The 25,846-nt window shown below is 70.9% G+C and carries 31 protein-coding genes; 11 read left to right on the top strand and 20 right to left on the bottom strand.

Annotated features, from left to right (window positions below; translation table 11 throughout):
• Window positions 1-1,407 (top strand): hypothetical protein (locus tag AB0J71_RS23595; RefSeq protein ID WP_364415977.1); only part of this gene is annotated, 1,407 nt, incomplete at its 5' end.
• A gap of 67 nt (window positions 1,408-1,474) precedes the next feature.
• Here AB0J71_RS23595 and AB0J71_RS23590 read toward each other — a convergent pair.
• Genes AB0J71_RS23590 through AB0J71_RS23580 form a run of 3 tightly spaced genes read right to left on the bottom strand, consistent with a single transcriptional unit; the run spans window position 1,475 to window position 2,810 of the window.
• On the bottom strand, window positions 1,475-1,969 hold the full coding sequence (locus AB0J71_RS23590; RefSeq protein ID WP_352322211.1) for a GNAT family N-acetyltransferase: 495 nt from the start codon (window positions 1,967-1,969) through the stop codon (window positions 1,475-1,477).
• 22 nt (window positions 1,970-1,991) lie between these two features.
• The gene (locus tag AB0J71_RS23585) at window positions 1,992-2,351 is read right to left on the bottom strand and encodes an MmcQ/YjbR family DNA-binding protein (protein WP_352322209.1); all 360 of its coding nucleotides are present in this window, start codon (window positions 2,349-2,351) and stop codon (window positions 1,992-1,994) included.
• Between the two features lie 39 nt (window positions 2,352-2,390).
• Complete coding sequence (locus AB0J71_RS23580; protein ID WP_352322207.1) at window positions 2,391-2,810, bottom strand: VOC family protein; 420 nt, start codon at window positions 2,808-2,810, stop codon at window positions 2,391-2,393.
• Window positions 2,811-2,964: 154 nt separating this feature from the next.
• Between AB0J71_RS23580 and AB0J71_RS23575 the strand changes: the two genes are divergently transcribed.
• Genes AB0J71_RS23575 through AB0J71_RS23565 form a run of 3 tightly spaced genes read left to right on the top strand, consistent with a single transcriptional unit; the run spans window position 2,965 to window position 5,105 of the window.
• Window positions 2,965-3,258, top strand: a complete 294-nt coding sequence (locus AB0J71_RS23575; protein ID WP_364415975.1) for a hypothetical protein — start codon at window positions 2,965-2,967, stop codon at window positions 3,256-3,258.
• Between the two features lie 32 nt (window positions 3,259-3,290).
• Window positions 3,291-4,121 (top strand): hypothetical protein, encoded by an 831-nt coding sequence (locus AB0J71_RS23570; protein ID WP_364415973.1) that lies wholly within the window; start codon window positions 3,291-3,293, stop codon window positions 4,119-4,121.
• Between the two features lie 30 nt (window positions 4,122-4,151).
• Window positions 4,152-5,105 (top strand): helix-turn-helix domain-containing protein, encoded by a 954-nt coding sequence (locus AB0J71_RS23565; RefSeq protein WP_352322202.1) that lies wholly within the window; start codon window positions 4,152-4,154, stop codon window positions 5,103-5,105.
• Window positions 5,106-5,140: 35 nt separating this feature from the next.
• Here AB0J71_RS23565 and AB0J71_RS23560 read toward each other — a convergent pair whose 3' ends face one another.
• The 3 genes from AB0J71_RS23560 to AB0J71_RS23550 form a co-directional block, all read right to left on the bottom strand.
• The gene (locus tag AB0J71_RS23560; protein ID WP_364415971.1) at window positions 5,141-8,896 is read right to left on the bottom strand and encodes a S8 family serine peptidase; all 3,756 of its coding nucleotides are present in this window, start codon (window positions 8,894-8,896) and stop codon (window positions 5,141-5,143) included.
• Between the two features lie 145 nt (window positions 8,897-9,041).
• Entirely contained in the window at window positions 9,042-9,959 is a 918-nt protein-coding gene (locus AB0J71_RS23555; RefSeq protein ID WP_364415968.1) for an RNA polymerase sigma-70 factor, read from the bottom strand.
• Window positions 9,956-11,167 carry an FAD-dependent oxidoreductase gene (locus AB0J71_RS23550; protein WP_364415966.1) on the bottom strand — a complete coding sequence of 404 codons (1,212 nt, stop codon included), beginning with the start codon at window positions 11,165-11,167 and terminating at the stop codon, window positions 9,956-9,958. The genes AB0J71_RS23555 and AB0J71_RS23550 overlap by 4 nt, the downstream gene beginning before the upstream one ends.
• A gap of 128 nt (window positions 11,168-11,295) precedes the next feature.
• On the opposite strand from AB0J71_RS23550, the gene AB0J71_RS23545 reads away from it, so the two are divergent.
• Window positions 11,296-11,898 (top strand): hypothetical protein, encoded by a 603-nt coding sequence (locus tag AB0J71_RS23545; RefSeq protein WP_364415963.1) that lies wholly within the window; start codon window positions 11,296-11,298, stop codon window positions 11,896-11,898.
• Here AB0J71_RS23545 and AB0J71_RS23540 read toward each other — a convergent pair.
• From AB0J71_RS23540 to AB0J71_RS23530, 3 genes are read right to left on the bottom strand one after another with little or no spacing between them, the layout of a single operon-like run.
• A complete protein-coding gene (locus tag AB0J71_RS23540) occupies window positions 11,895-13,088 on the bottom strand; it encodes an MFS transporter (RefSeq protein ID WP_364415961.1) in 1,194 nt (397 codons plus the stop codon). The two genes, AB0J71_RS23545 and AB0J71_RS23540, sit on opposite strands and share 4 nt — an antisense overlap.
• Window positions 13,085-13,444, bottom strand: coding sequence for a thioredoxin domain-containing protein (locus tag AB0J71_RS23535; RefSeq protein ID WP_364415959.1), 360 nt, complete (start codon window positions 13,442-13,444; stop codon window positions 13,085-13,087). The genes AB0J71_RS23540 and AB0J71_RS23535 overlap by 4 nt, the downstream gene beginning before the upstream one ends.
• Window positions 13,445-13,471: 27 nt before the next feature.
• Window positions 13,472-14,425, bottom strand: a complete 954-nt coding sequence (locus AB0J71_RS23530) for an NAD(P)/FAD-dependent oxidoreductase (RefSeq protein WP_364415957.1) — start codon at window positions 14,423-14,425, stop codon at window positions 13,472-13,474.
• A gap of 93 nt (window positions 14,426-14,518) precedes the next feature.
• On the opposite strand from AB0J71_RS23530, the gene AB0J71_RS23525 reads away from it, so the two are divergent.
• Window positions 14,519-15,112 carry an XRE family transcriptional regulator gene (locus tag AB0J71_RS23525; RefSeq protein WP_364415955.1) on the top strand — a complete coding sequence of 198 codons (594 nt, stop codon included), beginning with the start codon at window positions 14,519-14,521 and terminating at the stop codon, window positions 15,110-15,112.
• Between the two features lie 10 nt (window positions 15,113-15,122).
• On the opposite strand, the gene AB0J71_RS23520 is transcribed toward AB0J71_RS23525, so the two are convergent.
• Complete coding sequence (locus AB0J71_RS23520; RefSeq protein ID WP_358290172.1) at window positions 15,123-15,512, bottom strand: PPOX class F420-dependent oxidoreductase; 390 nt, start codon at window positions 15,510-15,512, stop codon at window positions 15,123-15,125.
• A gap of 70 nt (window positions 15,513-15,582) precedes the next feature.
• Between AB0J71_RS23520 and AB0J71_RS23515 the strand changes: the two genes are divergently transcribed.
• Window positions 15,583-16,005: a MarR family transcriptional regulator gene (locus tag AB0J71_RS23515; RefSeq protein ID WP_364415953.1), complete on the top strand. Its 423-nt coding sequence runs from the start codon at window positions 15,583-15,585 to the stop codon at window positions 16,003-16,005.
• Window positions 16,006-16,025: 20 nt separating this feature from the next.
• On the opposite strand, the gene AB0J71_RS23510 is transcribed toward AB0J71_RS23515, so the two are convergent.
• The 4 genes from AB0J71_RS23510 to AB0J71_RS23495 all read right to left on the bottom strand — a co-directional run bounded on the left by AB0J71_RS23510 (window position 16,026) and on the right by AB0J71_RS23495 (window position 18,393).
• Window positions 16,026-16,346: a hypothetical protein gene (locus AB0J71_RS23510; protein WP_364415951.1), complete on the bottom strand. Its 321-nt coding sequence runs from the start codon at window positions 16,344-16,346 to the stop codon at window positions 16,026-16,028.
• A gap of 59 nt (window positions 16,347-16,405) precedes the next feature.
• Complete coding sequence (locus AB0J71_RS23505) at window positions 16,406-16,981, bottom strand: GNAT family N-acetyltransferase (protein ID WP_364415949.1); 576 nt, start codon at window positions 16,979-16,981, stop codon at window positions 16,406-16,408.
• A 326-nt stretch (window positions 16,982-17,307) separates the two neighbouring features.
• Window positions 17,308-17,607 carry a hypothetical protein gene (locus AB0J71_RS23500; RefSeq protein ID WP_364415947.1) on the bottom strand — a complete coding sequence of 100 codons (300 nt, stop codon included), beginning with the start codon at window positions 17,605-17,607 and terminating at the stop codon, window positions 17,308-17,310.
• A 309-nt stretch (window positions 17,608-17,916) separates the two neighbouring features.
• Window positions 17,917-18,393, bottom strand: coding sequence for a hypothetical protein (locus AB0J71_RS23495; RefSeq protein WP_364415945.1), 477 nt, complete (start codon window positions 18,391-18,393; stop codon window positions 17,917-17,919).
• Window positions 18,394-18,721: 328 nt separating this feature from the next.
• Between AB0J71_RS23495 and AB0J71_RS23490 the strand changes: the two genes are divergently transcribed.
• Both AB0J71_RS23490 and AB0J71_RS23485 read left to right on the top strand, forming a co-directional pair.
• Window positions 18,722-19,264, top strand: coding sequence for a hypothetical protein (locus AB0J71_RS23490; RefSeq protein WP_364415943.1), 543 nt, complete (start codon window positions 18,722-18,724; stop codon window positions 19,262-19,264).
• Window positions 19,265-19,337: 73 nt separating this feature from the next.
• Window positions 19,338-19,934: a hypothetical protein gene (locus AB0J71_RS23485; RefSeq protein WP_364415941.1), complete on the top strand. Its 597-nt coding sequence runs from the start codon at window positions 19,338-19,340 to the stop codon at window positions 19,932-19,934.
• 261 nt (window positions 19,935-20,195) lie between these two features.
• Here the strand turns inward: AB0J71_RS23485 and AB0J71_RS23480 are convergent, their stop codons facing one another.
• The 4 genes from AB0J71_RS23480 to AB0J71_RS23465 all read right to left on the bottom strand — a co-directional run bounded on the left by AB0J71_RS23480 (window position 20,196) and on the right by AB0J71_RS23465 (window position 21,958).
• Window positions 20,196-20,549: a hypothetical protein gene (locus AB0J71_RS23480; protein ID WP_364415939.1), complete on the bottom strand. Its 354-nt coding sequence runs from the start codon at window positions 20,547-20,549 to the stop codon at window positions 20,196-20,198.
• On the bottom strand, window positions 20,546-21,016 hold the full coding sequence (locus tag AB0J71_RS23475) for a hypothetical protein (RefSeq protein ID WP_358290195.1): 471 nt from the start codon (window positions 21,014-21,016) through the stop codon (window positions 20,546-20,548). The genes AB0J71_RS23480 and AB0J71_RS23475 overlap by 4 nt, the downstream gene beginning before the upstream one ends.
• A 151-nt stretch (window positions 21,017-21,167) precedes the next feature.
• The gene (locus AB0J71_RS23470; protein WP_364415937.1) at window positions 21,168-21,830 is read right to left on the bottom strand and encodes a LysR substrate-binding domain-containing protein; all 663 of its coding nucleotides are present in this window, start codon (window positions 21,828-21,830) and stop codon (window positions 21,168-21,170) included.
• Between the two features lie 62 nt (window positions 21,831-21,892).
• Window positions 21,893-21,958 carry a hypothetical protein gene (locus AB0J71_RS23465; RefSeq protein WP_364415979.1) on the bottom strand — a complete coding sequence of 22 codons (66 nt, stop codon included), beginning with the start codon at window positions 21,956-21,958 and terminating at the stop codon, window positions 21,893-21,895.
• A 22-nt stretch (window positions 21,959-21,980) separates the two neighbouring features.
• On the opposite strand from AB0J71_RS23465, the gene AB0J71_RS23460 reads away from it, so the two are divergent.
• Window positions 21,981-22,820, top strand: coding sequence for an erythromycin esterase family protein (locus tag AB0J71_RS23460; RefSeq protein WP_364415936.1), 840 nt, complete (start codon window positions 21,981-21,983; stop codon window positions 22,818-22,820).
• Window positions 22,821-23,125: 305 nt separating this feature from the next.
• Here AB0J71_RS23460 and msrA read toward each other — a convergent pair whose 3' ends face one another.
• The gene (msrA, locus tag AB0J71_RS23455; protein WP_364415934.1) at window positions 23,126-23,788 is read right to left on the bottom strand and encodes a peptide-methionine (S)-S-oxide reductase MsrA; all 663 of its coding nucleotides are present in this window, start codon (window positions 23,786-23,788) and stop codon (window positions 23,126-23,128) included.
• 170 nt (window positions 23,789-23,958) lie between these two features.
• Between msrA and rarD the strand changes: the two genes are divergently transcribed.
• Window positions 23,959-24,888 (top strand): EamA family transporter RarD, encoded by a 930-nt coding sequence (gene rarD, locus AB0J71_RS23450; protein ID WP_364388485.1) that lies wholly within the window; start codon window positions 23,959-23,961, stop codon window positions 24,886-24,888.
• On the opposite strand, the gene AB0J71_RS23445 is transcribed toward rarD, so the two are convergent.
• Window positions 24,850-25,839, bottom strand: coding sequence for a polyprenyl synthetase family protein (locus tag AB0J71_RS23445; RefSeq protein WP_352322500.1), 990 nt, complete (start codon window positions 25,837-25,839; stop codon window positions 24,850-24,852). The genes rarD and AB0J71_RS23445 overlap by 39 nt on opposite strands.
• Window positions 25,840-25,846: the final 7 nt, after the last annotated feature.

Below are 25,846 nucleotides of genomic sequence, written 5' to 3'. Positions count from 1 at the left end.
CCGCAGGGCAGCCTGGTGACCCAGTCGTACACCTACGCCTACGACGACGTGGTCGCCGTACTGCGCGGCCTGATGCAGCATTACCAGCCCACCGTCCTGCGGGCGATGGACCCTATGCCCGACAACCGCTACAACCCCGGGCACGGCGACCACGTGGCGTCCTCCGCGTTCGCCTCGGCCGCCGCCACCTCCTACGGCGTGCCGCTCGTCGAGGTGAACTACCGCGACTACAACATCTCCGACGTGCCGGTCAACCTGTCGGCGGCCACCGTCACCCGCAAGAACACCGTCCTGCAGAGCTACTTCCAGTACGACCCCTTCGACCCCGACGGGTGGGAGTCGCGCATGTACTACCGGTGGGCCCGCGGAACGGCCTGGGCAGGGCGGAACGCCGACGGCCGGCCCCAGGTCTTCGTGGTCCGCAGCGGCGTGGTGAGCACCTACTGGCAGACCGCGGCCGGGCAGTGGGGCGGCCCCGCCGTCCTCGGCGGCGCGGGCGGCCCCCTGAGGCCGGCGGTCAGCGTGGGCGTCAACGCCGACGGCCGCCTGCAGATCTTCGCCCAGCGGCTGTCCGACCACCACGTCGTGTCGTTGAGCCAGACCACCGCCGGCGGCTCCTGGGCCGCCACCTGGAGCGACCTCGGCAACCCGGGCACGGGCGCCCCCGAGCAGATCGGCGTGCCCGCGGTGGCCGCCAACGGCAACGGCCGGCTGCAGATCTTCGTCAAGAACGGCGCGGGCGGCGTCAGCACGCGCACCCAGTCGGCGGCCAACAGCGGCACGTGGGGCTCGTGGACGGCCCTGTCCGGCGGCGGCAGCGACATCCAGGACGGGCTCACCGCGGTCACCAACCCGCAGGGCCGCATCGAGCTGTTCGCCGCCAGCAGGACCCGGATCGTGCGCTGGTACCAGGCCATACCCGGCGGGGCCTTCGTCGCCGACACTCTGCTGCCGTCGATGACCCCGGCCAGCCCGCCCACGGCGGCCCTCGCCCAGGACGGAAGGATCGAGCTGGCCTATCGCCGGGCCGGCACCGCGGAGCTGGTCGTGACCAAACAGACGACGGCCGGTGGCGTCTTCACCCTCGCGCCCGTCGTCATCGGGGGCGAGGCCGGGGTGGGCGAGCCCGAACTGGTCACCACCCCGCCCGGCCCGGACGCGAGGATCCTCATGTTCCACCGCAACGCCGACGCCGGGGTGAGCATGGCCAAGCAGGTCAGCCCCAACGGGACGTACGGCGGGTGGAGCAGCCTCGGCGGCGCCATCACCGACTATCCGGCAGCAGCCCTCGACCAGGCCGGCGGCGTGGTGCTGTTCGCCGTCGGCACCGACGGCAAGCTGCACCTGCGCGAGCAGACCGCGCCCGGCGCCGACAGCCCCTTCGGCGTCTGGCAAACACTTCCGTGACCCGCCGTCCGCGGTGCCGGCCCGCTCCGGCCGGCACCGACGGGCCGCGACCGGGCGGGACGGGCGTTCAGTCGGTGGCCAGGCGGGCGTGGCGTTCGACGTCGAGGCGCACGCCCTCGTCGCGGAGCTTGCCGCGCTCGATGCCCTCCGCCCGGAACCCCGCCTTGGTCGCCACCCGGCACGACGCCGGGTTGTCCGTGCGGTGCCCCAGCTCCAGCCGGAAGAGCCCGCGCTCGCCGAACGCCCACCGGGCCAGCTCCTCGGTGGCCGCCGTCGCGATCCCGAGCCCCCGGTACGCGGGCAGGACCCAGTAGGACACCCAGCCGTTGTCGTGGGCGTCGATCCCGGCCACGGCCACGTTGCCGACCACCGCGCCGCCCTCGACGGTCACCGCGAACGCGTGCCCGACGCCTGTCCAGGAGGTGATCCAGCCCACCGCGTCCTTGAGCGTGACGACGGGGAAGGACGACTGGCGGCGCAGATCGGGCGTACGGAACGCGCGCAGCACGGCCGGGGCGTCGTCCTCGCGCCACTCGCGAAGCCGGATGTCGACGGGGGTCACGCTGCCCGAGACTACCCCCGGCTCACGACGGCGCGATCTGGTGCTCCGCCTCGAACACGCTGACCAGCGGCCGGGGCGCGGTCAGGCACCACGCCTCGGCCGTCAGCTCGAACAGCTCGTCGATGTCGATCTTGTCGAGATGGACCACGACCCACCCGAAGCGCCCCGCGGTGAACTGCACCTCGAACACCTCGGGCCGCTCGGCCACCAGCGCCAGCTGCTCCTCGATCGTGGCCTTGACCCCGACCGTCTCGGTCTTCTCCCACAGGTAGCCGAAGCCCTTGCCGTGGACCTTGAAACCGACCCACTCCGGGCCGGGATGCTCGGTCACCTCCGGCAACCCACGCACCAGATCGAGGAACTCGTCGACGCTCACACCCATGCCGCCTGTCTATCAAACCCGACCGACAACTCCGCCGGCTCAGCGGTAGTAGCGGACCTCGATGACGTTGCGGTCCGGGTCGGGGAAGAAGATGGTCTCGGGGGCGATGCCCTGGGCGCCGAAGGAGTTGGAGCCGGTGCCGGTGACCTCGACCCCGTGGTCCTTCAGCCGGGCCTTGAGCGCCTCGAAGTCCTCCCTGCTCACCGACAGGCAGAAGTGGTTGATCTGGTGCCCGGCGCTGCCCGTCACCCCCGTGCCCTCCTCCACGCCCTTCGACACGTCCTGCGCCATCAGGTCGATGATCGTCCCCTCGGCGATCCGTACGCTCGGGAACCCCGCTTCGCCCTCGCGGAACTCCTCCCCCCGGACCCCGGGCAGGCCCACCACCTGCTCGTAGAAGCGCAGGGCGGCAAGCTGGTCGGAGACCCAGAGAACGAGATGGTCCAGACGCGCATCCATGTAATAGATCCTCCATTCCCGTCCAATATCCGTTGCGCGCATGCCGCTGTCCAATTGGGGGCCTCCGGGACGGACGATCGTCCCCTGCTCGAAAGACGGGGTTCACACAGGCTTTCCCTGTCCCCGTGGGGGCGGCGCGGCGTTGTCCGGCTTCGTGCCCGCTCTGCTCCTCCTGATCGCGTGGGAAGTGGCGTTCCTCTGGGCGGCCGGCCGGCTGATGGGGCGCTTCGGCGGACGCAGGACGTGGGTGCTCTGGGCGGCCGTCGCCCTGGAACTGCTTGAGGTCGTCGTTTCCGTCGTGATCGACGTGGCCGACTCCGGCCGTCTCGACCTGCTGGGGCTGCTCCCCCAGAACGCCGCCGGGCCGTTGCCCGTCGTCGTCCTGCTGCTGCTGCCGCCGTCCTGGCGCTGGTTCTCGCAGCGGAAGCGGACGGATGCCCCCTCTTGACAGGAATGGGCGAAGATCGTCCATGATCGGGCATGAACGCGTTGATCCGGGCGGCCCTCGTGGGGGCCGTCGTGGGGCTGGCACAGGCCGTCCTCGCCTTCCACGGCCCTGACGACGCCGCGGGCAACCTGCTGCTGATGTTGTTCGCGCCCCTTCCGGCCGGGATGTTGCTGGCCTGGTACGCCATGTTGCGCAACTGGTGGCTGGTGGCGTTGCTGGGGCAGTTCGCCCTGATCGCACTGCACGTCGGCCTGACCATGACCGCGCCCTTCTCCGCCCTCCTCGCCTTCGGCGCCTGGCGCGTCGGCCTGATCACCATGGCCACCGGAGCGTGCGGCTACGCGCTGGGAGCGGGGATCGCCCTGCCCGTCGCCACGCCGCTGCGCCTCTCGGCGGTCGGCGTGGCCGCGTCCGTGTTCCTGGCGGCCTGGTCGAACCACGACGTGACCGCGCTCGCCGCACAGGCGCAGGCCATGGCCGCCCGGAACGCCACGAACGTCGTGCCCGACCTGCCCGGTTTCCGGCTGACCGAGGTGGAGATCCACCACCCGGACCTCAGCCTCACGTACGAGCGCGCCGACGCCGCCACCGTCGCGGTCGATGTGCTGCCGGAGACGGTGTCTCCCGAGCACGCGTGCGAGCGGGAGGGCACCGACCCGGGACACATGACCTGCACGGAGGCGGCGCCGGACCTGTGGGTGCTGAGGTACGACTACGGCAGGGTCGTCTTCACCGCCCGCGGGAACACCCTGCTGCGGATCGCCGCCGGCGACGTGCCCGAGAAGCAGTTGCTCGCCGCCGCGCGCGCCCTGCGTCCGGTCGGCCTCTGGGAGCTGGCCGCGCCCGCGTACGAGCGACACTGATGCTGCGAGACAGCCGGAAAGTGCTGAGAGATGCTGGATAGGCTGGGGTTCAGCGACGAGGAGGAGGTCGTCTACCTGGAGCTCCTGCGCCGCCGCCGGGTGACGATCCCCGAAGTGGGCGAGGCGCTGGACCTGCCGGTGACGGCCGTGACGGCGGCCGTGACCCGGCTCGTCGCGCTCGGCCTGGCCAGCCGCGACAACACCGGGCTGTACATGGCCGTGCCCCCCGACGTGGGCCTCGGCACGTTGATCGCCGAGCGCCAGGCCGCGTTGCAGCAGGTGCAGGGCAGGCTGGCCGAGCTGGTGGAGGTGTACCGCACGGGCGCGGCCTCCCCGGCGGGCGAGATCGAGGCGCTCACCACGCCGGAACAGCTCGCCACCTGGCTCGGCAACCTGGAACGCGGCGCCCGGCGGGAGGTGCTGGCCTTCTTCCGGCCTCCGTACGTGCTCGACGTCAGCCTCGACGACTCCACCAACGCCCTGGCCACCTACCGCTACGTGTACGAACGCGCCGCGCTGGACGACCCCAGGGCCCCGGCCGAGATCGCCAGGTTCCTGAAGGGCGGCTACGAGATCAGGATCGCCGCCGAGCTGCCCAGCAAGATGATCATCGTGGACCGGGAGGTCGTGCTGCTGCCCGTCCTGCCCGACCAGACGAGCGTGGAGCCGGGCTTCCTCCTGGTCAGGGGGCAGTCCCTGGTCCACCTTCTGGTGGCGTTGTTCGAGCGGGTGTGGCAGGCGGCGACCCCGCTGCGGCTCACCGCCACGAGTGTGACCGAAGGGGTCGCGGCCTGGGACGACACCGATGTCACGCTGATGACGTACCTGCTGTCCGGGATGCCGGACAAGACGGTCGCCAGCCGGCTCGGCACCAGCGAGCGCACCGTCCAGCGCCGGATCCGGCGGCTGATGAAGCTGGCCGGGACCGACAGCCGCATGCAGCTCGCCTGGTACGCGGCCCGGTCCGGCATGATCCCGCCGTGAGGGGCGCCCCCGCCGGGGACGCCCCTCACCTGGAACTACCGGCGCAGCTGGTACGCGCGGGTCACGGTCTGCTCGACGGTGCCGCCGTCGGCGTCGGCGGCCTGCACGCGCAGCGACACGAACCCGCCGGGCTCGGCCGGGTTCCTGATCGTGCCGGTGAAGGCGCGCTCACCGGCCCCGGCGAGCCGTACCGGCTGCCAGGTCGCGCCGTCGTCGGCGGAGGTCCACAGGGCGGCCCGGGTGATGCGCGGCCCGGCCAGGCCCTTCGGGTAGCGCAGGCCGAGGCCGACGCGGGTGGGGGCGTTCGCGCGGGCGCTGTTGCTCTCGTCCACGTCGAGGTCGTAGTCGATCGACAGGACCGGCAGCAGGTCCTGGGCAGCCACCTGCTGCGAGTGGAACGTCCAGTCGGTGCGCACCTTGGTGGAGGTCGTCCAGAACGGCTGGTTCCGCTGCACGTCGGTCACCACGCGGTACTGGGCGCGTTCGGGCACCACCGGGAAGGCGACGGCCGCCGACGGCGCGGAGCCCAGCAGCTCGCCGTCGCGGTAGACCGTCGACTGCTCCTTGTCGGCGGAGGCGCGGAACAGGTACGTCTGGCCGGGCGCGGTGTCGAACAGCCCGCCCGCGAAGACCACGCCGACCGCGCCCTCGCGGACCGCGGACTTGTCCACCGCGGCCGGCAGCGCCGTGCGGACCACCGCCTTGTTCCAGTCGCGCGACACCCGCTGACCGGCCTTGAGCACGGACGGCGCGGTCTGCTGCCACGCCTGGCCGCCCTCCCAGACCGAGCCCACCTGCATCGACTCGAAGGTCCGCAGGTCGGCCGTGACGTACTCGGTGAGCGGCCGCGGCGTGATCAGCCGGGTGAAGACCGCGTAGGCCGTGCCCTGCATCGGCGAGACCAGCGACCGGGCGTACCCGGCCTCCGTGGCCGGCGCCGAGGCGTGGAACGACGACTGCACGGTGGCCAGCTCGCCCTCGCGCACCTTGTACCGCTGGTCCGCCGGGACGCCGCCGTTGCGGTACTTGACCAGCTCGTAGGCGTACGGGCTCACCGCCGTGCCCGAGAGCCGGACCTGCAGCCTGCCCTTGGCCGCCGCCGCGGCCAGCCGGGCGCCCTGCTCACCCGCGAGCGTCATCGCCGGGATCCTGGTCGGCGACGTGCTCCAGTTGTCGGCGCCCCAGTTGTCGGGCTTGTCGTTGTAGATGATGACCGCGCCCGCGCCCGCGGCGGCGGCGTTGTCGACCTGCTGCTGCGGCGTGACCTCGGCGCTGCGCTTGACCAGCGCGAGCCGTCCCCGGACCGCCTGCCCCGCGTAGTCCTCGGGACGCCCGGTCCCGGCGTCCGCGGCCCGCAGGACCTGGGTGCCGTCGATGCGCGCGGAGCCGGCCCGGCCCCGGAAGTAGGCCGGCTCGATCGGCTCGGCCCCGGCGCCGAGGACCTGCGCCTTCAGCTCCGGCGCGGTGAGCGACCAGGCGACCCGGGACTCGAAGCGGCTGCTCGTGCCCTGGGACGGGACGGAGTACACCTTCGTCTCGCCGTTCATCCACTGTTCGAGGCCGTAGGCGCTGGTGCCGGCCGCGTTCTGGATCGCCAGGCCGAGCCGGACCCGGTCCGTCTGGTTCGGCTTCGGGGTGTCCATGGTGACCGGCCCGGCCTTGGCGCCGTCGAAGGTGACGGTCCGGTCGGAGTCGATGACCGCGCCCGGCTCGGCGCCGTAGGTGTACTCCCAGACCCGGTTCCCGTCGGCGGCGTAGTGGAAGATCTCCGCCATGAAGGCGTGCTCGCCCCGGGGCAGCCGGACCTTGGCGGTGCCGTCCGCGCCGATCAGGTAGCTGTCCGGAAGGGCCAGCCTGTCGAGGTTGATGTCGTGCACGACGGCGGCGCCGGTGGTCGGCCTGCCGTCCCGGTCGAGCACCTTGAGGGTGACGTCGAAGCGCTCCACGTCCCGGACGAAGCCGACGGCCGTGGTCACGGCCGTCTGGCCGTCGGCGGTGGTCGCGGTGACGTGCGCGCCGTGCGCCCCCGCCGGCACGGCCGAGGTGTCGACGGTGACGGCCGCCGACGCGGTGCCGTGCGCCGGCACGGTCACCGTCTGGGCGCCCAGGGTCAGCGCCGCGGCCGGCAGGTCCTCGCCCGCGCCCTTGGCGGCCAGGGTCAGGGTGACGGGCTGGTCGCCGTCGTTGACGTACTCGATCTGCTTGGTGGCCGGCTCTCCGGCGTCCCAGTCGGCGAGCCTGAAGTCGATCACGCCGGAGCCAGAGACGGGCTGGCGTACGGCGCGGCTCACGTCCACCCGGCCGGCGCCCTGGCTGTGCACGGGGGTGCCGGCCGTCGTCCGCGCGGTGCTGACGAGCTGGTTCTTCAGCCTCACGGCGGTCCAGTCGGGGTGCCGCTGCGCGAGGATGGCGGCGGCGCCCGCCACGTGCGGCGTGGCCATCGACGTGCCGCTCGCCGTGGTGTACGTGCCGTCCACGGGCGTGCCCATCGAGGTGCCCGCGGCGCGGGCGGCCACGATCTTGAAGCCGGGAGCGGTGATCTCCGGCTTGAGCGCCCCGTCGCCGCCGCGGGGACCGCGGCTGGAGAAGCCGGTGACCGCGTCCGCCGAGTCGACCGCGCCGACGGTGAGCGCCGCGTCGGCCACGCCGGGCGAGCCCACCGTGGTCGCCCCCGGGCCGCTGTTGCCCGCGGCGATGGTGAACAGCACGCCCGTCTCGGCGGTCAGCCCGTTGACCGCCACGGCCATCGGGTCGGTGCCGTCGGCGCCCTCCTGGCCGCCCAGGCTCATCGAGACGACCTTCGCGCCCGAGTGGGCGGCCCAGTTCATCCCGTCGAGGATCCACGACTCCATGCCGGCGCCCTCGTCGGCCAGCACCTTGCCCACGAGCAGCCGGGCCCCGGGGGCCACGCCCTTGTACTTGCCGCCCGAGCCCGCGCCGCTGCCCGCGATCGTGGAGGCGACGTGCGTGCCGTGCCCGTGGCCGTCCTGCGCCGTCTCGCCGGGGACGAAGCTGCGGCTGTCGGCGATCCGGTCGGCCAGGTCGGGGTGCTTGGCGTCCACGCCGGTGTCCAGGACGGCGACCTTGACGCCGGTCCCGTCGTAACCGGCGGCCCAGGCCTCGGGGGCGCCGATCTGCGGCACGCTCTTGTCGAGCAGCGTCTTGACCTTGCCGTCCAGCCAGAGCTTCTCGATGCCCCCGGACAGCCGGGCCTTGGGCGTGCCCGCCTTGGCGGTGTCGTCGTCCACGGCCTCCCAGAACGCGCCGCCGCGCTTCTTGTCCGCGGCGACGGCCGCTCCCCGGATGCCGGGCAGGGACCGGGTGAGCCGGCCGCCGTCGGGCGGAGCGGCCTTGGCCAGGCCCTTGCCGGAGTAGCGGACGATGGTCGGGATCGACTCGCTGTGGGCGTCGTCGTACCCCTGGGCGATGAGCTGGGTGACGTTGAACAGCCGCTTGTCCACCTGGCCCGAGGCGACCAGCGGCGCGGCCTGGGTCGGCATCACGTACACGTCGGCGCCGACCGTGTAGGTGCGCAGGTCGCCGGCCGACCGTTCGCCGGGGGTGACGGTGACCGAGACGGGACGGCCGGCCTGGCTGGCCACGACGACCTCGTCCCCGGTGATGAGGGTGACCCGCGCGGTGGTGACCGACGACGCCGGGACGCCGGTGACTCCGGCGGCGACTCCGGGGGCGGGGGCCGTCGCGTCACCGTGGGCGCTTCCGGTGCCGGCCGCGACGAGCGTGGCGGCGAGGGCGGCGCTGAGCAGCGCCGCTCTACGACTGAATGGCATGGCGGTGGCTCTCTTTCTACCGGTTGGGGGGTTGCGCAACCGGCAGAACAAAGTTTCGCCAGAAAGGGACGTACACACCATGACTAGGGCATGGCGGACAACCGACATGTCAGGTCGTCGCCACCGCCTGGGTCAGCAACGGTTGTCAAGGCGTGAGGTCGCGGGCGGTGCCCGCCGCGACCGCGCCCAGCTTGTCGGGGTTGGCGACGTTGTGGATGGCGGTGATGTGCCCGTCGGCGTCGAAGTCGAACGTCACGGTGGCGACGACCCGGCCCCGGCCGCTGAACACCACGCCGGGGCCGCCGTTGATCTCGGCCAGCTCGGCCCGCATGTCGCCCGGCTCGACGCCCTGGTAGGCGACCGTGCCGATCGCGGCGAACCACGCGGCCACCGTGTTCGCGCCCACGACCGGACGCAGCGCCTGGCGCACCTTGCCGCCCCCGTCGGTCCACAGGGTGACGTCAGGGGACAGCAGTTCCATGAGCGTGTTGATGTCGCCGCCGGTCGCGGCGGCCAGGAAGCGCCGCGTGACGTCCCGCTGCCGCGTCCGGTCCGCCGTGAAGCGCGGCCGCCGGGCCTGTACGTGCTCCCGCGCCCGATGCGCGACCTGGCGCACCGCCGCCTCGGAACGCTCCACCGCCTCGGCGATCTCGGCGTGGCTGAATCCGAAGACCTCCTTGAGCACGAACACCGCGCGTTCGAGCGGGCTCAGGGTCTCCAGGACCACCAGCATCGCCGTCGAGACAGAATCGGCGCCCGCGACGTCGTCGGCGGTGTCGGCGCTGGTCAGGATCGGCTCCGGCAACCACGGCCCCACGTACGTCTCGCGCTGGTACTGAGTGGACCGCAGCCGCTGCAGGGCCACGTTCGACACGATCCGCGCCAGGTACGCCTTCGGATCGGCCACCTGCGAACGGTCGTCGGCCGACCACCTGATCCAGGCGTCCTGGACCGCGTCCTCGGCGTCGGCCGCCGAGCCGAGCACGCGGTAGGCCACCGAGAACAGCAGCTTGCGATGCTCGTCGAAGACCCGCTGGTCCTGCTCCGAGTAGGCGCGGCTCATCGCGCGGCGCCGATCCGGGTGAACCGGCCGCCACGCGGCCAGAGCGCGCCGGAGACCGGCATCTTCTTCATGCGGAGGTACGTCGGCCAGGGTGCTGCGGTCACCGTCTCCTTATACCGTGCGGCCGTGCGACCGGTGAGATACACCCTGCGCGGGCTGTCGTCGGGGTGGGTGAACTGCACGACCCCGTCGTTGCGGCCGAGGCTCACCGGGGTGTGGTAGTAGCCGAAGCGGAACGGCTTGAGCCGCCGGCCGTCCAGGGCGCGCAGGATCGACACCGCGGCGTGCACGCCGGTCGGCATGCCGCTCTGGCAGGTGCCGTGCATGACGCCGTAGCCCTGGCGGATCGCGGCGGCGTCGCCGAGGGCGTACACGTCCGGGTGCGAGACCGAGCGCAGGAAGGCGTCGGTGACGATCCGGCCGCGGTCGTCCACGGTGAGCCCGGCGGCCGCCGCCAGCGGCGAGACCCGGGTGCCGCTCGTCCACAGGACGACGTCGGCGGCGACGCTCTCCGCGTCCGGTCCGCACACCACCTCGACCGAGCCGGGCAGCACCTTCGTGACCTCGACGCCGCTGCGCACCCGGACGCCCAGCCGGGCCAGCGCCTTGCGCACGTACTCCCGCGGCCCGGCTGCCATGGCCGCGCCGGGCTCCTGCCTGCCGAGCAGCACGACGTCCAGCTCGGGGTGGCGCTCGGCGATCTCAGCGGCCGACTCGACGCCGGTCAGCCCACTGCCGCAGACGGCGACCGTGCCCCTGCCCAGGCGGCCCAGCCGGGCGGCCAGCGCCTCGGCGTCCGGCACGCTGTCCAGCGTGTACGCGTGCTCCTCCACCCCCGGCACCGTCACCGTGTCGGCCACGCTGCCCAGCCCGTACACGAGGGTGTCGTAGTGCAGGACCTGGTTGTCGTCGATCCGCACGCTCCTGGCCCGCACGTCCACGGCGGTCACCCAGCCGCGCACGAACCGGGCCCCGGTGCCCTCCAGCAGCTCAGGGATGCGCATCTCGGCGACCTGCTGCCCGCTCGCCACGACGTGCATCCGCAACCGCTCGGTGAACCGCTCCTGCGGATTGACCAGGGTCACCCGGACGTCCGTCCGGCCCTTGGTCCGCGCCGCGAGCTGGATCGCCGCCGCCATCCCCGCGTACCCCGCCCCCAGCACCAGGACGTGGTGCGGAGCCTTGCCGTTCTCGCGCTGTGTGGTCATCGCCGTGCCCTTTCCTACGGTGCGTCTGACCACGTGATGCAAGACCCCGCCCCATCCGTGACACGACGCCCCTGTGATCCGCGCCACACACCAAGAACCAAGCCGGTCCCGGCGGCATCCAACTGTTCATGATCGGCGTGACGCTCTCCCTGCTGCTGGCCCTGTCTCCGGCGGCCGTGACCGAGATTCCGAAGAACTTCCTGTTCACCGAGCGCGAGGCGCGCGTGCCGCTGAGCCCGGACGACGCCGCCGAGCAGGGATACAAGATCAGCGACAGGCTCACCGCGCCCTTCGAGCTGAACCCGTGCGGGCATCGGCGTGCCGTCGACCGTGGCCGGACGGCCGCCCGCACGATCAGCCACTGGACCACCGGGCCCAGCGAGTCGGCCGAGCAGCTCGTCCTCTACAGGAGCCCCCGGGCCGCCCACGCCGCGCTCACGGGCCTGCGCGCCGAGGCCGCGCGGTGCGCGCGCAAGGGCGACCCGTCGGCGCCCGCGCTCAAGATCCAGTGGCGGACGACCAAGGTGAAGGCGGGGGACGAGGCCATGGGCATGGGCTACCGGACCCGGCAGGACGGCAACGTGGACCAGACGGTCACGGGGGTCGTCGCGCGCCGGGGCAGCGCACTGATCATCTACCGGACCGACGAGGGCGACTACGACCCCGGCCGGCTCACCAAGAACGCCAGGAAGATGGCCGTCAAGGTCTGCGGCCTGCCCGGCGTCTGCTAGCCCGTCCGGCGCGAGGCCAACCGGTCCAGCAGGACGGGGACGACCGTGAGCGCGGCCAGCCCCGCGCCGATCCACGGGACGGCGGCGACCCCCGCCCCCGCGTCCAGCACGACGGCGGCCGGCACCGGCACCAGGCTGATGCCCAGCTGGAAGGCCGAGACCGTGGTGGCCCCGGCGAGCGCCGGCGCCCCCGACGCGATGGCGAACACCCGCCCGTAGACGGCCGGGTTCAGCACGAACCCGGCGACGCCGAGCAGCAGCACCAGCGGCACGACGGCCGCGACGTGCCGCCCGAGCACGGCCAGCAGCACGGAGCAGGCCGCGATCCCGAGCGCCCCCGCCAGGAGCGCGTGGGTGGGCAGCCGGTCGGCGATGCGGCCCCCGACCGACAGCCCGGCGAAGGCCCCCACGCCGAACAGCGCCAGGATCACCGGCACCCAGACTCCGGGCACGCCCGTGACCTGCGTCAGGAACGCCGCCAGGTAGTTGTAGGAGATCATGTAGGCCGCGGTGCTCAGCAGGGTGACGGCGTACACGATCCACAGCTGCGGCCGGCGCATCGTGCGGAGCTCGCCGCGGACGCTCGCCTGCCCGTGCCCGCCGGTGGCGGGCAGCGCCACGAGCGTCAGGACGGCGCCGGCGACGGTGAGCGCGGTCACGGCCCAGAACCCGCCGCGCCACCCGGTGAAGTAGCTGATCATCGCCCCGGCCGGCCCGCCAGCGATCATCGCCAGGCTCAGCCCGCTGACGACCACCCCGGACGCGCGGGCGGTGCGGTCCGCCGGGACCAGCCCGATCGCGGTGACCGCCGCCACCGCCCAGAACCCCGCGTACGCCAGACCGGAGAGAAAGCGCGTGACCAGCAGCACCGGATGGCTGTCGGTGAGGATGCCGATCGCCACGCAGGCGGCGAAGGCCGCCTGGGCGACCACCAGCGTCGTCCGGCGCGGCCAGCGGAGGGTCATGACGGCCAGCGGCGGCCCGCCGATCACGACCCCCGCCGCGAACGCCGAGATCAGCCCGCCGGCCGAGGCCAGCGTGATCCGCAGGTCCGCGGCGACCGCCGGCAGCACCCCGGCGAGCAGGAACTCCGCGCTGCCCATCGAGAACAGGCTGAAGGACAGCAGGTAGACCCCCAGCGGTAACCTGCCGCGGGCGACCGCCGCCCGTCCGGTGGCCGTGGCGCTCATCGGTCCGCCCCCGCCGCGCGCAGGGCCGAGGTGAGGTATTCGTCCAGGACGTGCCGGGGAGCGGCTCCCGTCCAGGAACCGGCGGGCCGGCCGCCGGCGTACACCACGAAGGCGGGGACGGCGGTGATGCCGTGCCGGGCGGCCAGGCCGGGCTGGTCGTCCAGGTCGGCCCGGACGACGTCCACCTCGCCCGCGCGGTCGGCCGCCAGGCTCTCCACGATCGGGGTGACCATCTGGCACGGACGGCACCAGGCCGCCCAGAACTGGATCAGGACCGGACGTCCCGCCTGGAGGACGCGTTCGGTGAAGTTCTGCTCGGTGACGCTGCGCACCGAGCCGGGAACATGCGCGGGCATGACGAAGTCTCCTTGCGTGCGGGGGGGCTAACGAGCCAGGACGGACGTCGCGCGGCGCCGCTCGACGGCGTCCCGCACCTCTTCGTCCACCAGGTCGGCGTTGACGGCGGACGCGGCGGCCGACCCCGTTCCCGCCGCCGTGACGACCTGCGCGCGCGGGTCGACGACGTTGCCCGCCGCCCAGACCCCGGGCACGCTGGTCCGTCCCGTCCGGTCGGTGACGACCCAGCCGGCGTCGTCCTTGTCGCAGCCCAGACGGGTGAGCACCTGGTCCTGCGGCACCATGCGCGGGAACAGGAACACGGCGGCGCGCGGCAGCACCCGCCCGTCGGTGAGCTCGACGCCGCGCAGCCGTCCGTCCTCGACGACGAGGTGGTCGATCGGGCCCTCGACGATGCGCACGCCGCGGGCCTCCAGCCGGTCGCGGTCCTCCGGCGTCAGGTCGAGGGTGTGGGTGAGGAGGACGACGTCGTCGCTCCACTGGCGCAGCAGCAGGGCCTGGTGGACCGCCCCCGGATGCGTGCCGAGCACCGCCAGCGCCTGATCGCCGACCTCGTGGCCGTGGCAGTAGGGGCAGTGCAGGACGTCCTTGCCCCACCGCTCCCGCACGCCGGGGATGGCGGGCAGCTCGTCGTACAGGCCGGTGGCGACCAGCAGGCGGCGGGCGCCGAGCACCGGACCGCCCTCCAGCCGCACCGCGAAGCCCGGTTCGACCTCCTCCACGCGCCCCCGGAGGAGCCGCACGCCGTACCGGTCGATCTCGGCCCGGCCGAGCTCCAGCAGGGTCGCGGGCGGCAGGCCGTCGCGGGACAGGAAGCCGTGCATGTGCGCGGCCGGGGCGTTGCGCGGCGCGCCCGCGTCGACCACCGCCACCTTGCGCCGCGCGCGGCCGAGGAGCAGGGCCGCGCTCAGTCCGGCCGCCCCCGCGCCGACCACCACCACGTCGTATTCGGTGTCCTTGCTGTTCGTCGCCGTCGTCATGGCGATCACCTCCGGCCCCGATGCTGCGATCCGGCACGCAGGAACGACAACTTCTGTTGCCATTTCTGGGAAATCGGAGGTGGAATGGGCCCCATGGACCAGCAATCCCGGATCGACGCCACGCTGGCCCAGGTCGGCGCCCGGCTCAGGCATCTCCGCACCCAGCGCGGCGTGACCCTGTCGGCCCTGGCCGAGGCCACCGGCATCTCCAAGAGCACGCTTTCGCGCCTGGAGTCGGGGCAGCGCCGGCCCAGCCTGGAGCTGCTGCTGCCGATCGCGGAGGCGCACCAGGTGCCGCTGGACGAGCTGGTCGGCGCGCCGGAGGTCGGCGACCCGCGCGTCCGGCTCAAGCCGGTGGTCCGCAACGGCCGGACCGTGCTGCCCCTGACCACCCAGCCCGGCCCGCTGCAGGCGTGGAAGTCAGTCATCCCCGCCGACCAGAACCAGCCGCAGCCCGTCACGCACGAGGGATATGAGTGGATGTACGTGCTCTCGGGACGCGTCCGCCTGATCGTGGGCGACCACGACCTGGTCATGGGGCCCGGCGAGGCCGCCGAGTTCGACACCCATCTGCCCCACTGGTTCGGCCCGGCGGGCGATCATCCGGTGGAGGTGCTCAACCTGTTCGGACGGCAGGGCGAACGCATGCACATGCGCGCCCGGCCCCGCCCCCGGCAGCCGTCCTAGAGGTGTCCGGTCACTGGCTGGTGCAGCGGGTGGGCCGCACCACGATGACCACCCTGCGCTCGGCGTCGCCGACGGGCCGCGCGTAGTCGAGGCCGTACCGCCTGGCCAGCACGTCGAAGAAGTCGCCCTGGGGGTCGGGTTCGACCCGCTCCACCGTGCCCCGCACCTCCAGGTAGCGGTACGGCTGCTCCGGATCGTTGACCGAGATCGCCACGTGCGGGCGGGCGCCGGCGTTGCGCCCCTTCTGCCGGTCGTTCGTGGTGGTGAAGCGCAGGAACTCGCCGTCCCAGATGGTCCACACGGGCGTCACCTGCGGGGTGCCGTCGGGCATCAACGTCGCCAGATGGACGTACAGGGGACGGGTCAACAGGTCGAGATGGCTCTCCGGAATAACGGACATGCCCGGAACACTATCAAAGCTTTTATGACTATAAGAGCTTTGAGTTCCTGCCGACTTGTAGGCTCCTGGCATGGACATGCCCCCGGAGGAGCGGCTCGGCCTCGACGTCAAGCGTGCCGAGCAGCGACTCATGGCGGCCAAGCACGCCGCGGTCAAGACCGCCGGACTGACCGTGCCCCAGTACGCCGCCCTCCTCGCCCTCCACGCCAACCCGGGCATCTCCGCCGCCGCCCTGGCCAGGGCATGCCTGGTCACGCCGCAGGCCATGAACGTCGTACTGAAGAACCTGCTCGAACACGGCCTGATCGAACGTTCCCCCCATCAGTGGCACCGCACCATGCTGGAAACCCACCTCACGGACGCCGGCCGCGAGGCGCTGCGGGTGGCGGACGAGGCAGCCGTGATCATCGAACGCCGCATCTCCGCCGCCTTCACCCCCGAGGAACGCGCCACCCTCCGCACCCTTCTCACCCGCTTCACCGACGCGATCTGACCGGCCGCCAGGCAGGCTCCTCATCCGGCCGGGGAGCCACCGAGGATCAGGTCGGCCATCCGCAGCAGCCGGTCCACGTACGTCCTCGCCTCCCGGCCACGCGCTCGCCGCCGGATCCAGCGCAGGTCGCGGGCGCTGCTGACGAGCTGCTCGCGCAGCTGGTCGGTGAGCGGCTTACCCTCATTGCGGACGTACCAGAACATGACACCCGCGACTCCGTCGTCCGCCAGGACCAGGTCCGCGAACAGGTCCCGATCAGCCAGCCCGGGAAACGGAATGTGCCGATGCTCTTCCCAAAGCACGGACACCTCTTCGAACACCGCCGACGACACTTTGCCCACCCGCCAAAGATACGGTCACCGCTCCACAGAGGCACGGTCACGGCTCCACAGAGGCACGGTCACCGCTCTACGCGAAGGCTCACCTGTGACCCGAGCTCGCGGAACCCGAGAGCTCGGGCCACCCGCCGCGACGCCTCCGGACGCGCCCGCCACTGCGGCAGCAACCCCGCACCGAGCGCGTCGGCCACCGCCGCCGACGCCACCGCCCGAGCCAGCCCCCGCCCCCGAAACCCCTCGGCAGTCAGTACGGACAGATGCGCCGCCGTGTCCAACCACGTCCGATACCCGGCGGCGGCGACCACCTCCCCACCCGCACGAACCACCCAGACCGCCGAACCGACCTCCGCCAGCCCGCTCTCGTCGGCATCCTGCTCGCTCACCGCCGCCAGCAGCCCGCCGACCTCCGGGTCCCCCAGCGTCAGCGGTTCGACATCCGCCCCGACATGGCAGGGAACGAACGCGTCGGCATCGATGTACGCGAGCGTCGCCGGCCCCAAGACCTCGCGCACCTCCAGCCGCTCGGAAAGCCGCGGAAGATCGACGCCGTCCCTACCGAGACCGCCGCGCAGGGCCCGGCGCAACGGCTCGACCAACCCGGCATCAGGCACCGTGACCAGCGCCCCGCCGTCCAGCACGACGATCCCCGTCCACCCAGGCGGACACAACCCCGACCTGGCGGAGACCACCACCGCAACCTCGCCACGCCCAGGAAACACGCCAGGCACCCCAGCCAACCCGGCCCACAACCGCCCCGCCGATTCCCACACCACACTCCATGATCGGCTGTACGAGCAGCCGACGTCCACGGAGTTACGACGACTCCGGCTCGCGGGATGGTCGATGCCAATGAGTGAGACCCGCGATACCGAGGTGCGGTCGCGAAGGCGCCCAGCTCTCCCATCGAGCATGAACGCCCTCGTGAACCGCACCTTCGCCACAGCTAAGGCCTGGTACCAACCATCTAGTTGCTCTCTGGGCGCTGCCGAGGGCCGGGGCGGCGCAGGAGGCCGCAACGCGGCAGGCCACACTGCGGAACGGCGTCATGGGCGTTGATGTGGTGCCGCAGCCCGGTGATCTCGTCCACCAGGGCCTCGTAGTCTTGTCTCAGCTCAGCCTGGAAGGTGACGAGTTCGGTCATCATCAGAACAATGCTGATCATGGTGAGGTCGTCCGCGGTGCGGGTGCTCGTCTCGAGCGCCTTGACCCGTAGCATCACCTCAAGGATCTGCGCCTCTAGGTTCACGGCTCCTGCCTGTTCCACGCAGGGAAGAAGATGCCGCACCGGTGGCCCGGCGCGTGCTCTGACGGGAGCACAGTGACAGATGGAAGGCAAAGAAGCCGAGCCACGGTCCGACACGAGGTGTGCTTCTTTCTCCCACCACTACGCGTCTTTCCTCCCGGGGATGCGGTTTCTCACCAGCCCCCCGACCACAAACACCGCCGAACAGCCGGAAAGCGGGATAAGCAGACAGGCACACGGATCTACAGCCGGCTCGCGCCCGTCACCGACGCCCACCGCCCGCCCGGGCCACGCCCCCTCACGTCTCGGGCCCGCCCCGGCCAGAGTCCCTCAACCTCGCCGAGCCCCTTCGGGCCAGATCACCCGGACGGACATCCCCCGCCGCCGAGCCTCGGCCACCACGTCGGCCGTGCCGCCATGACCTCGGGCCGGCTGCCCGTCCCAGACGGCGAACAACACATCGGCGTCATCCAGCATCCGCTCACTGGCCGCCATGTGGGCCTCCGCGGTGGACTCCGCGAACTCCAGCCGGTGAGCCCGGCCCGCCCGGCCCAGCAACTCGTCGTACGCGGCACGGCACTCGTCCGGCAGCCCGTCCCGATACCGCTCGGCCGGGATCACGACCTCCAGCACACCGCCGAGATCGAGTACCGCACGAGCGAAGATCTGGTCGGCCCCGTCCGCCAGACAGGACAACCCCCCGAGGTCGGGAAGGCACTCCACAAGAGCCTCACGTATCGCCCGATCGACCAGTACAGCGGTCTCTCCCGGCAAGCCCCTGTGCCCCGACACAGCGACGCGCACCATGATCACCTCCGGGCGCCGGCAGCCGGTCCATTACAGGTGGAACCAGTGAATCCGCCGACAAGTGGTACAGACGAAGCAGGTCGCGTCTCGGTTGGCCCAATCCAGGCCCATGAAGCTCATTCCGGTCGTCTGCAGCTTCCACTGACGGGACTCGAAGATTTCGCTCTGGCATGTATCGCACCTGAGGTTCTGCCCGTGCGGGAGCCTTACGGTGGTGGCCTCGTCCATGTTCACGATGCTATGCGAGATGATCCGCCGCGGCTCAGCAGAAACAGGTCCGGCACCGGCCGACCGAGATTGTCGGTGCCGGACTCTACGCTTCGCGCCCATGACCAGAGAAGAGTCCCCCGTCACGCACACGAAGCGGATTGATGTGGAGGTCGCAGACTGCGGTCAGGTCTATCTCCTGGACGAGGGAGACCACGAGCCCAATGGCAGGCCAGCTGACTCACCGGCCCACTCGGTCGGCCTCGTCACAGCAGAGGGAAGAGGCTTCGCCAGCCTGAACATCGCCACACTTTGGGGGCTGATCCCCTTCACCGTGACGGTCGCCGACCAGGATCCGGGCGCTGACCTTGACGGCTATGAGGACATCGTGGAGATCAGTTTCGACTCCCCGTCGGGCCAGGTTTTCTTGGCCGGATGGCTCATGGATTGGGACGACGAAAAGGCGCACGACCTTTCCCCGTTGCTTTCCGGTCCCGGCACATACCGTCTGCGATATCACGTCCGAGGAATGGCCGAAGAGCGCTGCTCCGTTGATGACCACTACCTTCAGATATGGCCTGCGGCACAGCACGATCCGGCCGTACTGAAAACCACGAGCATCCCCTTCCAGCACATGCTGAAAGCCGACAGGGCCGCGGGGTGAGTGAGAGAACGGCGCCACTCTCTCAGGAGAGTGGCACAGTGGGCATCAGCTATCGAGAAGGAGTTGAAAGACGATGGGTGACTACTTCGAGCGGATCGTCGATGTCGAGGTGACCGGCCAAGAGGCTGAGTCGCTCGCAGAGCGGGTGGTCGACTGGATGGTTGCCGAAGGGCTGATCACGCGCGGAAGGTCCAGCGACGGCATGTACAGCCTGCAGGTGGACGACGGCTACGAGCCCGGCCCCAACTGGCAACGAGCAGTGGCTGATTCCTCGGACCCGACGTGGATACCGGGCCCGGTGGCGGTCATCGTCGGGCGGGATCACCACGTCGGAGGGCAGGGGATGAGCGAGGCGGACTCCGCGACCTGCCCACGATGTGACGCGACGACTGTGATCATCGACTACCCGAACGCGTGGGAGGCCGACCAGGCGGCTTGGCAGCCGTTCAGCGACGGCATCGACACCTGGAAGGAGACCGGTGAAGGGAGTGTCACCTGCTCCTCATGCGGCGCCTCCGTTCCGGTCACCGAGTGGCAGTTCGGGTCCGGTTTCGACCTCGGGGCGCTCGCATTCGACTTCTGGGGATGGCCACCTCTCAGCGTCAGCTTCCACACGGAGTTGAGCAAGCAACTGGGACACCGCATAGAGGTACAGTCAGGCAAGTTCTGACCCCCGCCACCAGCGCTGAACCGGGTGACGACGCCAGCAGCCGGGAGTGACCGCGCCCCCGCCCGTCCTGGCACAGATCTGACACGCCCCAGAAGGCCTCACAGCCTTCGATCAGCCGGGGCTGAGGAACGAAGCCTCGGACCGTCGCCCCACGGCGACCAGCCCAGCCGCAGCGTTCGGCCGGAGGACGGGGTGCGGCGGCGCGCCGTACCTTCGCCCTGACCTACTGGTAGGCGCCCAACTTCACGAAGCAATGACTACCTACTCGGTGTCCTTCGGGTGTCGAGGTGATGCGTAGATCACCCAGACGGTACGAGTGGTGTCATCGATGACGTACCGCACACGCCCACCGCTGGTGATCTCGAACTCCCACTGCTCCAAATCCTTGCCGTTGTGACGATGGGATGCGAGATCGCCACGTAGACGATGTTGTCGATCACGACTGGCACTCGTGCGCGGATCAAGGCGCAGGATCTCGAAGCATCGACGGGTATTGGCCAACGCATGGCGGCACAGTTCCTCCCAGCCGCGGACCGCCTCGCCGGTGCCGAACCGGACATCCCATTCATCGTCAGGGGGCGGGACCGTAACCCTGTCACCCCGCTTCGGGCTCATACGGAAACCTGCACCGGCCCGAAGTCGCCGCTCGTGGCCTTACGAGCCTCGGCGTAGTGGGCAGGATCCGCCTTGATCCTCGCAGTGGCTCGCCAGCCCGCTATGACCTCTTGGCTGGTGGCGTCGACATCCAGTTCAGCCGCGTCGGAGAGCGCCTCGACCAATTCCAGCGTGAAGGCACGCAGTTCGGTGGACGACAGGTGGCGAACCCACGGGAAGACCTCTGGCATGGCGATGACCAGGGCGCGCGCGGTGGGATCGTGCTTGATCAACGCAAGGAACAAGCGCGAGGCGGTGGCCAGCGTCCGTTCCCGCTCTTCTTCACGATCAGCTGCGGTGAGGTAGAAGTCCGGAGCGTCTCGATGCGTGACACGTACCCGTCCAAGACGTGCGGCCCGTTCCGCGACCGCTCGCGGATTCCTCGACAGATCAGAGAAGGTCACTGCGTCGGCATGACTAGTGCTCACTCCCGCAGTCTATGTCAGAACACAATCTGATGTCCGTCGTCAGTCCCGAATGTACGCCGCCCCCTGCCGAGCAGTCCTGGCGTACATCGTCGCGGAGGAGTCAGCCAGCCGTCCGCGGCGGCCCTGCGGATGAGTTTCGGCGCCCGACCGGTCAGAGGGTGAGCAGGTCGAGGGGGCCGAGGTCGCGGACGGTCTGAGCGAGGGCGCGAATCAGGGCGTTCTCCGCTTCGGTCGACCACACCAGTGCGAACTTCAGCGGATCGTCGTCCCGGAGCGGCAGGTACGTGATGTCGGGCCGGAGATAGTACCGCCTCATGTGGTGGGCGACGAGACTGACGGTCTTCCCGGTGGTGACCAGGGAAAGGATCTCCTCGGTGTTGAGCGCCAGGGGGCCACGCTCGATTCGATGGCTCACAGGAGTCCGGGTCGGGAGGAAGCCGTCCGCCCAGTAGTCGGGCCTGGACGGAGTGTCCACGTGCGGGAAATCGGCGAGCATCTCCATCAGGCCGGTGGCGTGCCGGGTGAGTTCGTGATCGGCGGACACGGCCAGCAGGCGCGGGTCCGTGAACAGGACCGGCCCCGTGGTCAGGTCGGGTTCTTCAACGGGCAGCCACGCGACGAGGACGTCGGTGTCGCCGCGCCGCAACCCGGCGAACGGATCGGCGAAGGGGGAGATGCGGATCTGCAGCTTCCACTGGGGGTGGTTGCTGCGGAACGTGTCCCAGTAGCGCCGCAGGTCGTGCGAATTGTGCGGGATCATGCCGACGCGCAGCACGCCGGTGATGCCCTCGGCGGCCAGCCTGGCTCGGCGCATGCTCTCCTGGAGGCCGCTGTACATCGGCCAGAGATCGTCGCGGAGCTGCCGACCGAGCGGCGTCAGCCGTACCGACCTGGGGTCCGTTCGACGAGCGGGGCGCCGATCTGGCGTTCCTGTTTCTGGATCGCCTTCGTGATCCGGGCCGGGGTGACGTGCAGTCGTTCGGCGGTGCGGCTGCTCTACCCCGGCGACATCCTCTTCGACAAGGTGCTGGCGTACGCCAAACAGCACCGACCCGCCCTGCTGCCCGAGCTCACCCGGCTGTACGACGGGCTGCGCCCCACCACGAAAAACGCCGGCGAGTACATGAGGCTGGCGCTGGCCGTACCCCTGGAGACTCGGCAGGACAACGCCGAGCGGGCCACCCAGGCCCTGAATCTCCTCCAGAGGGAGGGCGCCGACCGATGGACGCTCCAGCACGCCCGCGCGCTGTCGCAGACCTTCACCGACTTCGCCTTCGACCAGGCCACCGCGGACGGCCGCCGCCAGGCGGCGATCTACCGGAACCAGGTGCTGGCCGACAACGTCGCCTGGTGGAACCGTGTGACGGACGCCAAGATCCAGGTGTCCGGGCTGAACGCGCACCTGAGCTACACCCCGATCGACACCACGTACGTGCCGGCCCCGATAGGCGGCGAGCTGCGCGAGCGGCTCGGCGACCGCTTCGTCACCGTCGGCACCAGCTTCAACCAGGGCGGCTACAACTTCCTCAGCTCCGACGGCGCCTGCCCCGACGGCGTCAAGCCCGCCGAACGGCCGGGTACGTGCAAGGGCTGGGCCCCCGCCGCGGGCCCCGACTACAACGAGTACGTCCTGGACCAGGTGCGCCACCGCGACTTCATGCTGGACACGCGGACAGCTCCGCGGACGGCTCGGACGTGGCTGGCGCAGGCCCGGCCCACCCGGCTCATCGGCGGCGGTCGGCGAGCTGGCCCGCCAGCTCACGTGGTCCGAGGAGCCTGTACAGCTCTATCACTACCGAGATAGAGATGGGTCGAAGTCGACGGCATACTCGAACGAGCCTCTGGCGAGATCATCGGCATCGAAGTCAAGGCGACCGAAACCGTACGTGCCGATGACTTCAGAGGCTTGCAGCATCTGGCCCGCAAACTGGGCGACCGGCTCATGGCCGGGTACGTCCTGTACGCGGGCCAGGAAACGCTCCCATTCGGGGACCGCATGCGCGCTCTTCCACTATCCGCATTGTGGACCGCGTCTTCCACGTCCTGATGGACGGGCTCATGTGTCCCCGAAGGCGGGCCGCTCTGGCGGCACGGCCCGCGTTCGGCAGGTCAGGCTTCGCCGGAGGTCAGACCGACGGGGCAGGCCACACCCGTGCCGCCGATGCCGCAGTAGCCGTTGGGGACCTTGTACAGGTACTGCTGGTGATAGTCCTCGGCGTAGTAGAAAGGCTTGGCTGGGGCTATTTCGGTGGTTATGGTGCCGTAGCCGGCCTGGGTGAGGACCTGCTGGTAGGCGGCGCGGGACGTCTCGGCCGCCTTCTCCTGCTCCGGCGAGTGGTAGTAGATCGCCGACCGGTACTGGGTGCCGGTGTCGTTGCCCTGCCGCATGCCCTGGGTCGGGTCGTGGTTCTCCCAGAAGACCTTCAGCAGCTCCTCGTACGACACCTGGGCCGGGTCGAACACCACCCGGACGGCCTCGGTGTGCCCGGTGAGGCCGCTGCAGACCTCCTCGTACGTCGGGTTGGGCGTGTAGCCGCCCTGGTAGCCCACGGCGGTCGTCACCACCCCCGGCGTCTGCCAGAACTTGCGCTCGGCCCCCCAGAAGCAGCCCAGCCCGAAGTCGGCCACCTCCAGGCCCGAAGGGTACGGCGGGGCGAGCGGGGCGTCGAGAACCGCGTGCCGCGCGGGCACGGGCATCGCCTCCGAGCGGCCCGGCAGAGCGTCCTCGGGACGGACCATCGATGTCTTGTTGCCGCCGAACAGCCAGCCCATCGTGCCACCTCCATCAGGTGTCTCCACCCTACGCAAGCGCCGCGGGCGGCGGTGTGGCGTGGGTGGCGGGATTGCGCCTACACAACGCCCGAACAGTTAAGGGTGCCTAAACATTCCCGTATAGTGACACACATTTGTATTTAAGCTGGTAAGGCCCGAAAATGGGTTACATGCCTGACCTTCGGCGCGGTGTACTGTTCGGGATCGCCGCCTACACCATGTGGGGGCTCTTCCCCCTGTACTGGCCGCTGCTCAAACCGTCCGGAGCCGTGGAGATCCTGGCTCATCGGATGGTCTGGTCCCTGGTCGCCGTCGCCGTCGTGCTGGCCGTGCGCCGGCACTGGAGCTGGTTCAGGGAGCTGGCCCGGCAGCCACGCAAGCTCGTCCTGCTGACGATCGCCGCCCTCGTCATCACCGTCAACTGGGGCACCTACATCTACGCGGTCAACACCGGCCACGTGGTCGAGAGCGCCCTCGGGTACTTCATCAACCCGCTGGTCAGCGTGCTGTTCGGCGTGCTGGTGCTGCGGGAGCGGCTGCGTCCGCTGCAGTGGACGGCGGTCGGGTTCGCGGCGCTGGCGGTGGTGGTGCTGACCCTGGACTACGGCAGGCTGCCCTGGATCGCGCTCACGCTCGCCGTCAGCTTCGGCGTGTACGGGCTGGCCAAGAAGCAGGCGAACGTGGCCGCCACCGAGAGCCTGGCCGTCGAGACGCTGGTGCTGCTGCTGCCGGCGCTCGGATACCTGATCTATCTGGAGTTCGCGGGGCAGGCCACGTTCGGACAGGAAGGCGTCGGGCATGCGCTGCTGCTGGTGGGGGCCGGGATCATCACGGCCGTGCCGCTGATCTGCTTCGGCGCCGCGGCGATCCGGGTGCCGCTCAGCACCGTCGGGGTGCTGCAGTACATCGCGCCGATCCTGCAGTTCGTGGTGGGGGTGACGATCGCCGGCGAGGTCATGCCGCCCAGCCGGTGGATCGGGTTCTCGATCGTGTGGCTGGCCCTGGCCATCTTCACCTACGACAGCCTCCGGGCGGCACGGACGGCCGCCCGGGTCAGGCGGTCAGCCCGAACGCTCGACCACGTAGTCGCAGAGAGCTAGGAAGGCCGCCCTGGCCGGGATGTCGGGCAGGGCGGACAGGTCGACGCGGGCCCGGTCGACCCACGCGGTCAGCTCGGCGCGGGCCCGCTCCATGGCCGGATGGGCCCGCAGCAGGGTGAGCGCCTCCTCCACGTGCTCCTCCGGCACCGGGCCGGACAGCAGCTCGGTCAGGCGCGACTGCTCGCCGCTGGTGAGCGCGTAGAGGACCGGCAGGGTACGGACGCCCTCACGCAGGTCTGTGCCGGGGGTCTTGCCCGACTGGGCGCCCGAGGAGGCCACGTCGAGCAGGTCGTCGCCGAGCTGCCAGGCCACGCCGACGGCCTCGCAGGCGCGGCTCAGCCGCTCTTCGACGTCGGCGGGGGCACCGGACAGCAGCGCGCCGAAGCGGCCGGAGGCCGCGATGAGGGAGCCCGTCTTGTCGGCCAGGACGCTCAGGTAGTGACCGACGGGGTCCTCGCCGTCGCGCGGGCCGACCGTCTCGCGGATCTGCCCCTGGACGAGGCGGGAGAACGTCTGGGCCTGGATGCGGATCAGCTCGGGGCCGAGGTCGGCCAGGAGGTCCGAGGCCTGGGCGAACAGGTAGTCGCCGGTGAGGATCGCCACGGTGTTGTCCCACCGGGCGTTGGCCGACGGCGAACCCCGGCGCACCGGGGCCTCGTCCATGACGTCGTCGTGGTAGAGCGAGCCCAGGTGGGTCAGTTCGATGACCACCGCGCCGGGCACGACACCCGGCGCGGACGGGTCGCCGAACTGGGCCGCGAGCAGCACCATCAGCGTACGGAACCGCTTGCCGCCCGCCTCGATGAGGTGCTTGGACGCCTCCGTGACGAAGGCGTCCTCGCTCTCCACCGACGAGCGCAGGAGCTTCTCGACCGCGGCCAATCCGGTGGCCACGTCCTGCGCCAACCGTTCGTCCTCAATGGGAAGGTCAACCACGGGCGGCGCAGACATACGAGAT

Origin of the sequence: Nonomuraea sp. NPDC049637, from assembly GCF_040675235.1 — a bacterium.
Taxonomy (GTDB): domain Bacteria; phylum Actinomycetota; class Actinomycetes; order Streptosporangiales; family Streptosporangiaceae; genus Nonomuraea.
This window is presented reverse-complemented; position numbering and strand designations above follow the sequence as displayed.

Bases quoted from the DNA above. Each gene is read 5' to 3' on its own strand.
- AB0J71_RS23585 (WP_352322209.1), bottom strand. From the start codon at position 2,351: ATGGGTGTGAGCGTCGACGAGTTCCTCGATCTGGTGCGTGGGTTGCCG.
- AB0J71_RS23580 (WP_352322207.1), bottom strand. From the start codon at position 2,810: ATGGATGCGCGTCTGGACCATCTCGTTCTCTGGGTCTCCGACCAGCTT.
- AB0J71_RS23570 (WP_364415973.1), top strand. From the start codon at position 3,291: ATGAACGCGTTGATCCGGGCGGCCCTCGTGGGGGCCGTCGTGGGGCTG.
- AB0J71_RS23565 (WP_352322202.1), top strand. From the start codon at position 4,152: ATGCTGGATAGGCTGGGGTTCAGCGACGAGGAGGAGGTCGTCTACCTG.
- AB0J71_RS23560 (WP_364415971.1), bottom strand. From the start codon at position 8,896: ATGCCATTCAGTCGTAGAGCGGCGCTGCTCAGCGCCGCCCTCGCCGCC.
- AB0J71_RS23555 (WP_364415968.1), bottom strand. From the start codon at position 9,959: ATGAGCCGCGCCTACTCGGAGCAGGACCAGCGGGTCTTCGACGAGCAT.
- AB0J71_RS23550 (WP_364415966.1), bottom strand. From the start codon at position 11,167: ATGACCACACAGCGCGAGAACGGCAAGGCTCCGCACCACGTCCTGGTG.
- AB0J71_RS23545 (WP_364415963.1), top strand. From the start codon at position 11,296: ATGATCGGCGTGACGCTCTCCCTGCTGCTGGCCCTGTCTCCGGCGGCC.
- AB0J71_RS23540 (WP_364415961.1), bottom strand. From the start codon at position 13,088: ATGAGCGCCACGGCCACCGGACGGGCGGCGGTCGCCCGCGGCAGGTTA.
- AB0J71_RS23535 (WP_364415959.1), bottom strand. From the start codon at position 13,444: ATGCCCGCGCATGTTCCCGGCTCGGTGCGCAGCGTCACCGAGCAGAAC.
- AB0J71_RS23530 (WP_364415957.1), bottom strand. From the start codon at position 14,425: ATGACGACGGCGACGAACAGCAAGGACACCGAATACGACGTGGTGGTG.
- AB0J71_RS23525 (WP_364415955.1), top strand. From the start codon at position 14,519: ATGGACCAGCAATCCCGGATCGACGCCACGCTGGCCCAGGTCGGCGCC.
- AB0J71_RS23520 (WP_358290172.1), bottom strand. From the start codon at position 15,512: ATGTCCGTTATTCCGGAGAGCCATCTCGACCTGTTGACCCGTCCCCTG.
- AB0J71_RS23515 (WP_364415953.1), top strand. From the start codon at position 15,583: ATGGACATGCCCCCGGAGGAGCGGCTCGGCCTCGACGTCAAGCGTGCC.
- AB0J71_RS23495 (WP_364415945.1), bottom strand. From the start codon at position 18,393: ATGGTGCGCGTCGCTGTGTCGGGGCACAGGGGCTTGCCGGGAGAGACC.
- AB0J71_RS23490 (WP_364415943.1), top strand. From the start codon at position 18,722: ATGACCAGAGAAGAGTCCCCCGTCACGCACACGAAGCGGATTGATGTG.
- AB0J71_RS23485 (WP_364415941.1), top strand. From the start codon at position 19,338: ATGGGTGACTACTTCGAGCGGATCGTCGATGTCGAGGTGACCGGCCAA.
- AB0J71_RS23480 (WP_364415939.1), bottom strand. From the start codon at position 20,549: ATGAGCCCGAAGCGGGGTGACAGGGTTACGGTCCCGCCCCCTGACGAT.
- AB0J71_RS23470 (WP_364415937.1), bottom strand. From the start codon at position 21,830: ATGCGCCGAGCCAGGCTGGCCGCCGAGGGCATCACCGGCGTGCTGCGC.
- msrA (WP_364415934.1), bottom strand. From the start codon at position 23,788: ATGGGCTGGCTGTTCGGCGGCAACAAGACATCGATGGTCCGTCCCGAG.
- rarD (WP_364388485.1), top strand. From the start codon at position 23,959: ATGCCTGACCTTCGGCGCGGTGTACTGTTCGGGATCGCCGCCTACACC.
- AB0J71_RS23445 (WP_352322500.1), bottom strand. From the start codon at position 25,839: ATGTCTGCGCCGCCCGTGGTTGACCTTCCCATTGAGGACGAACGGTTG.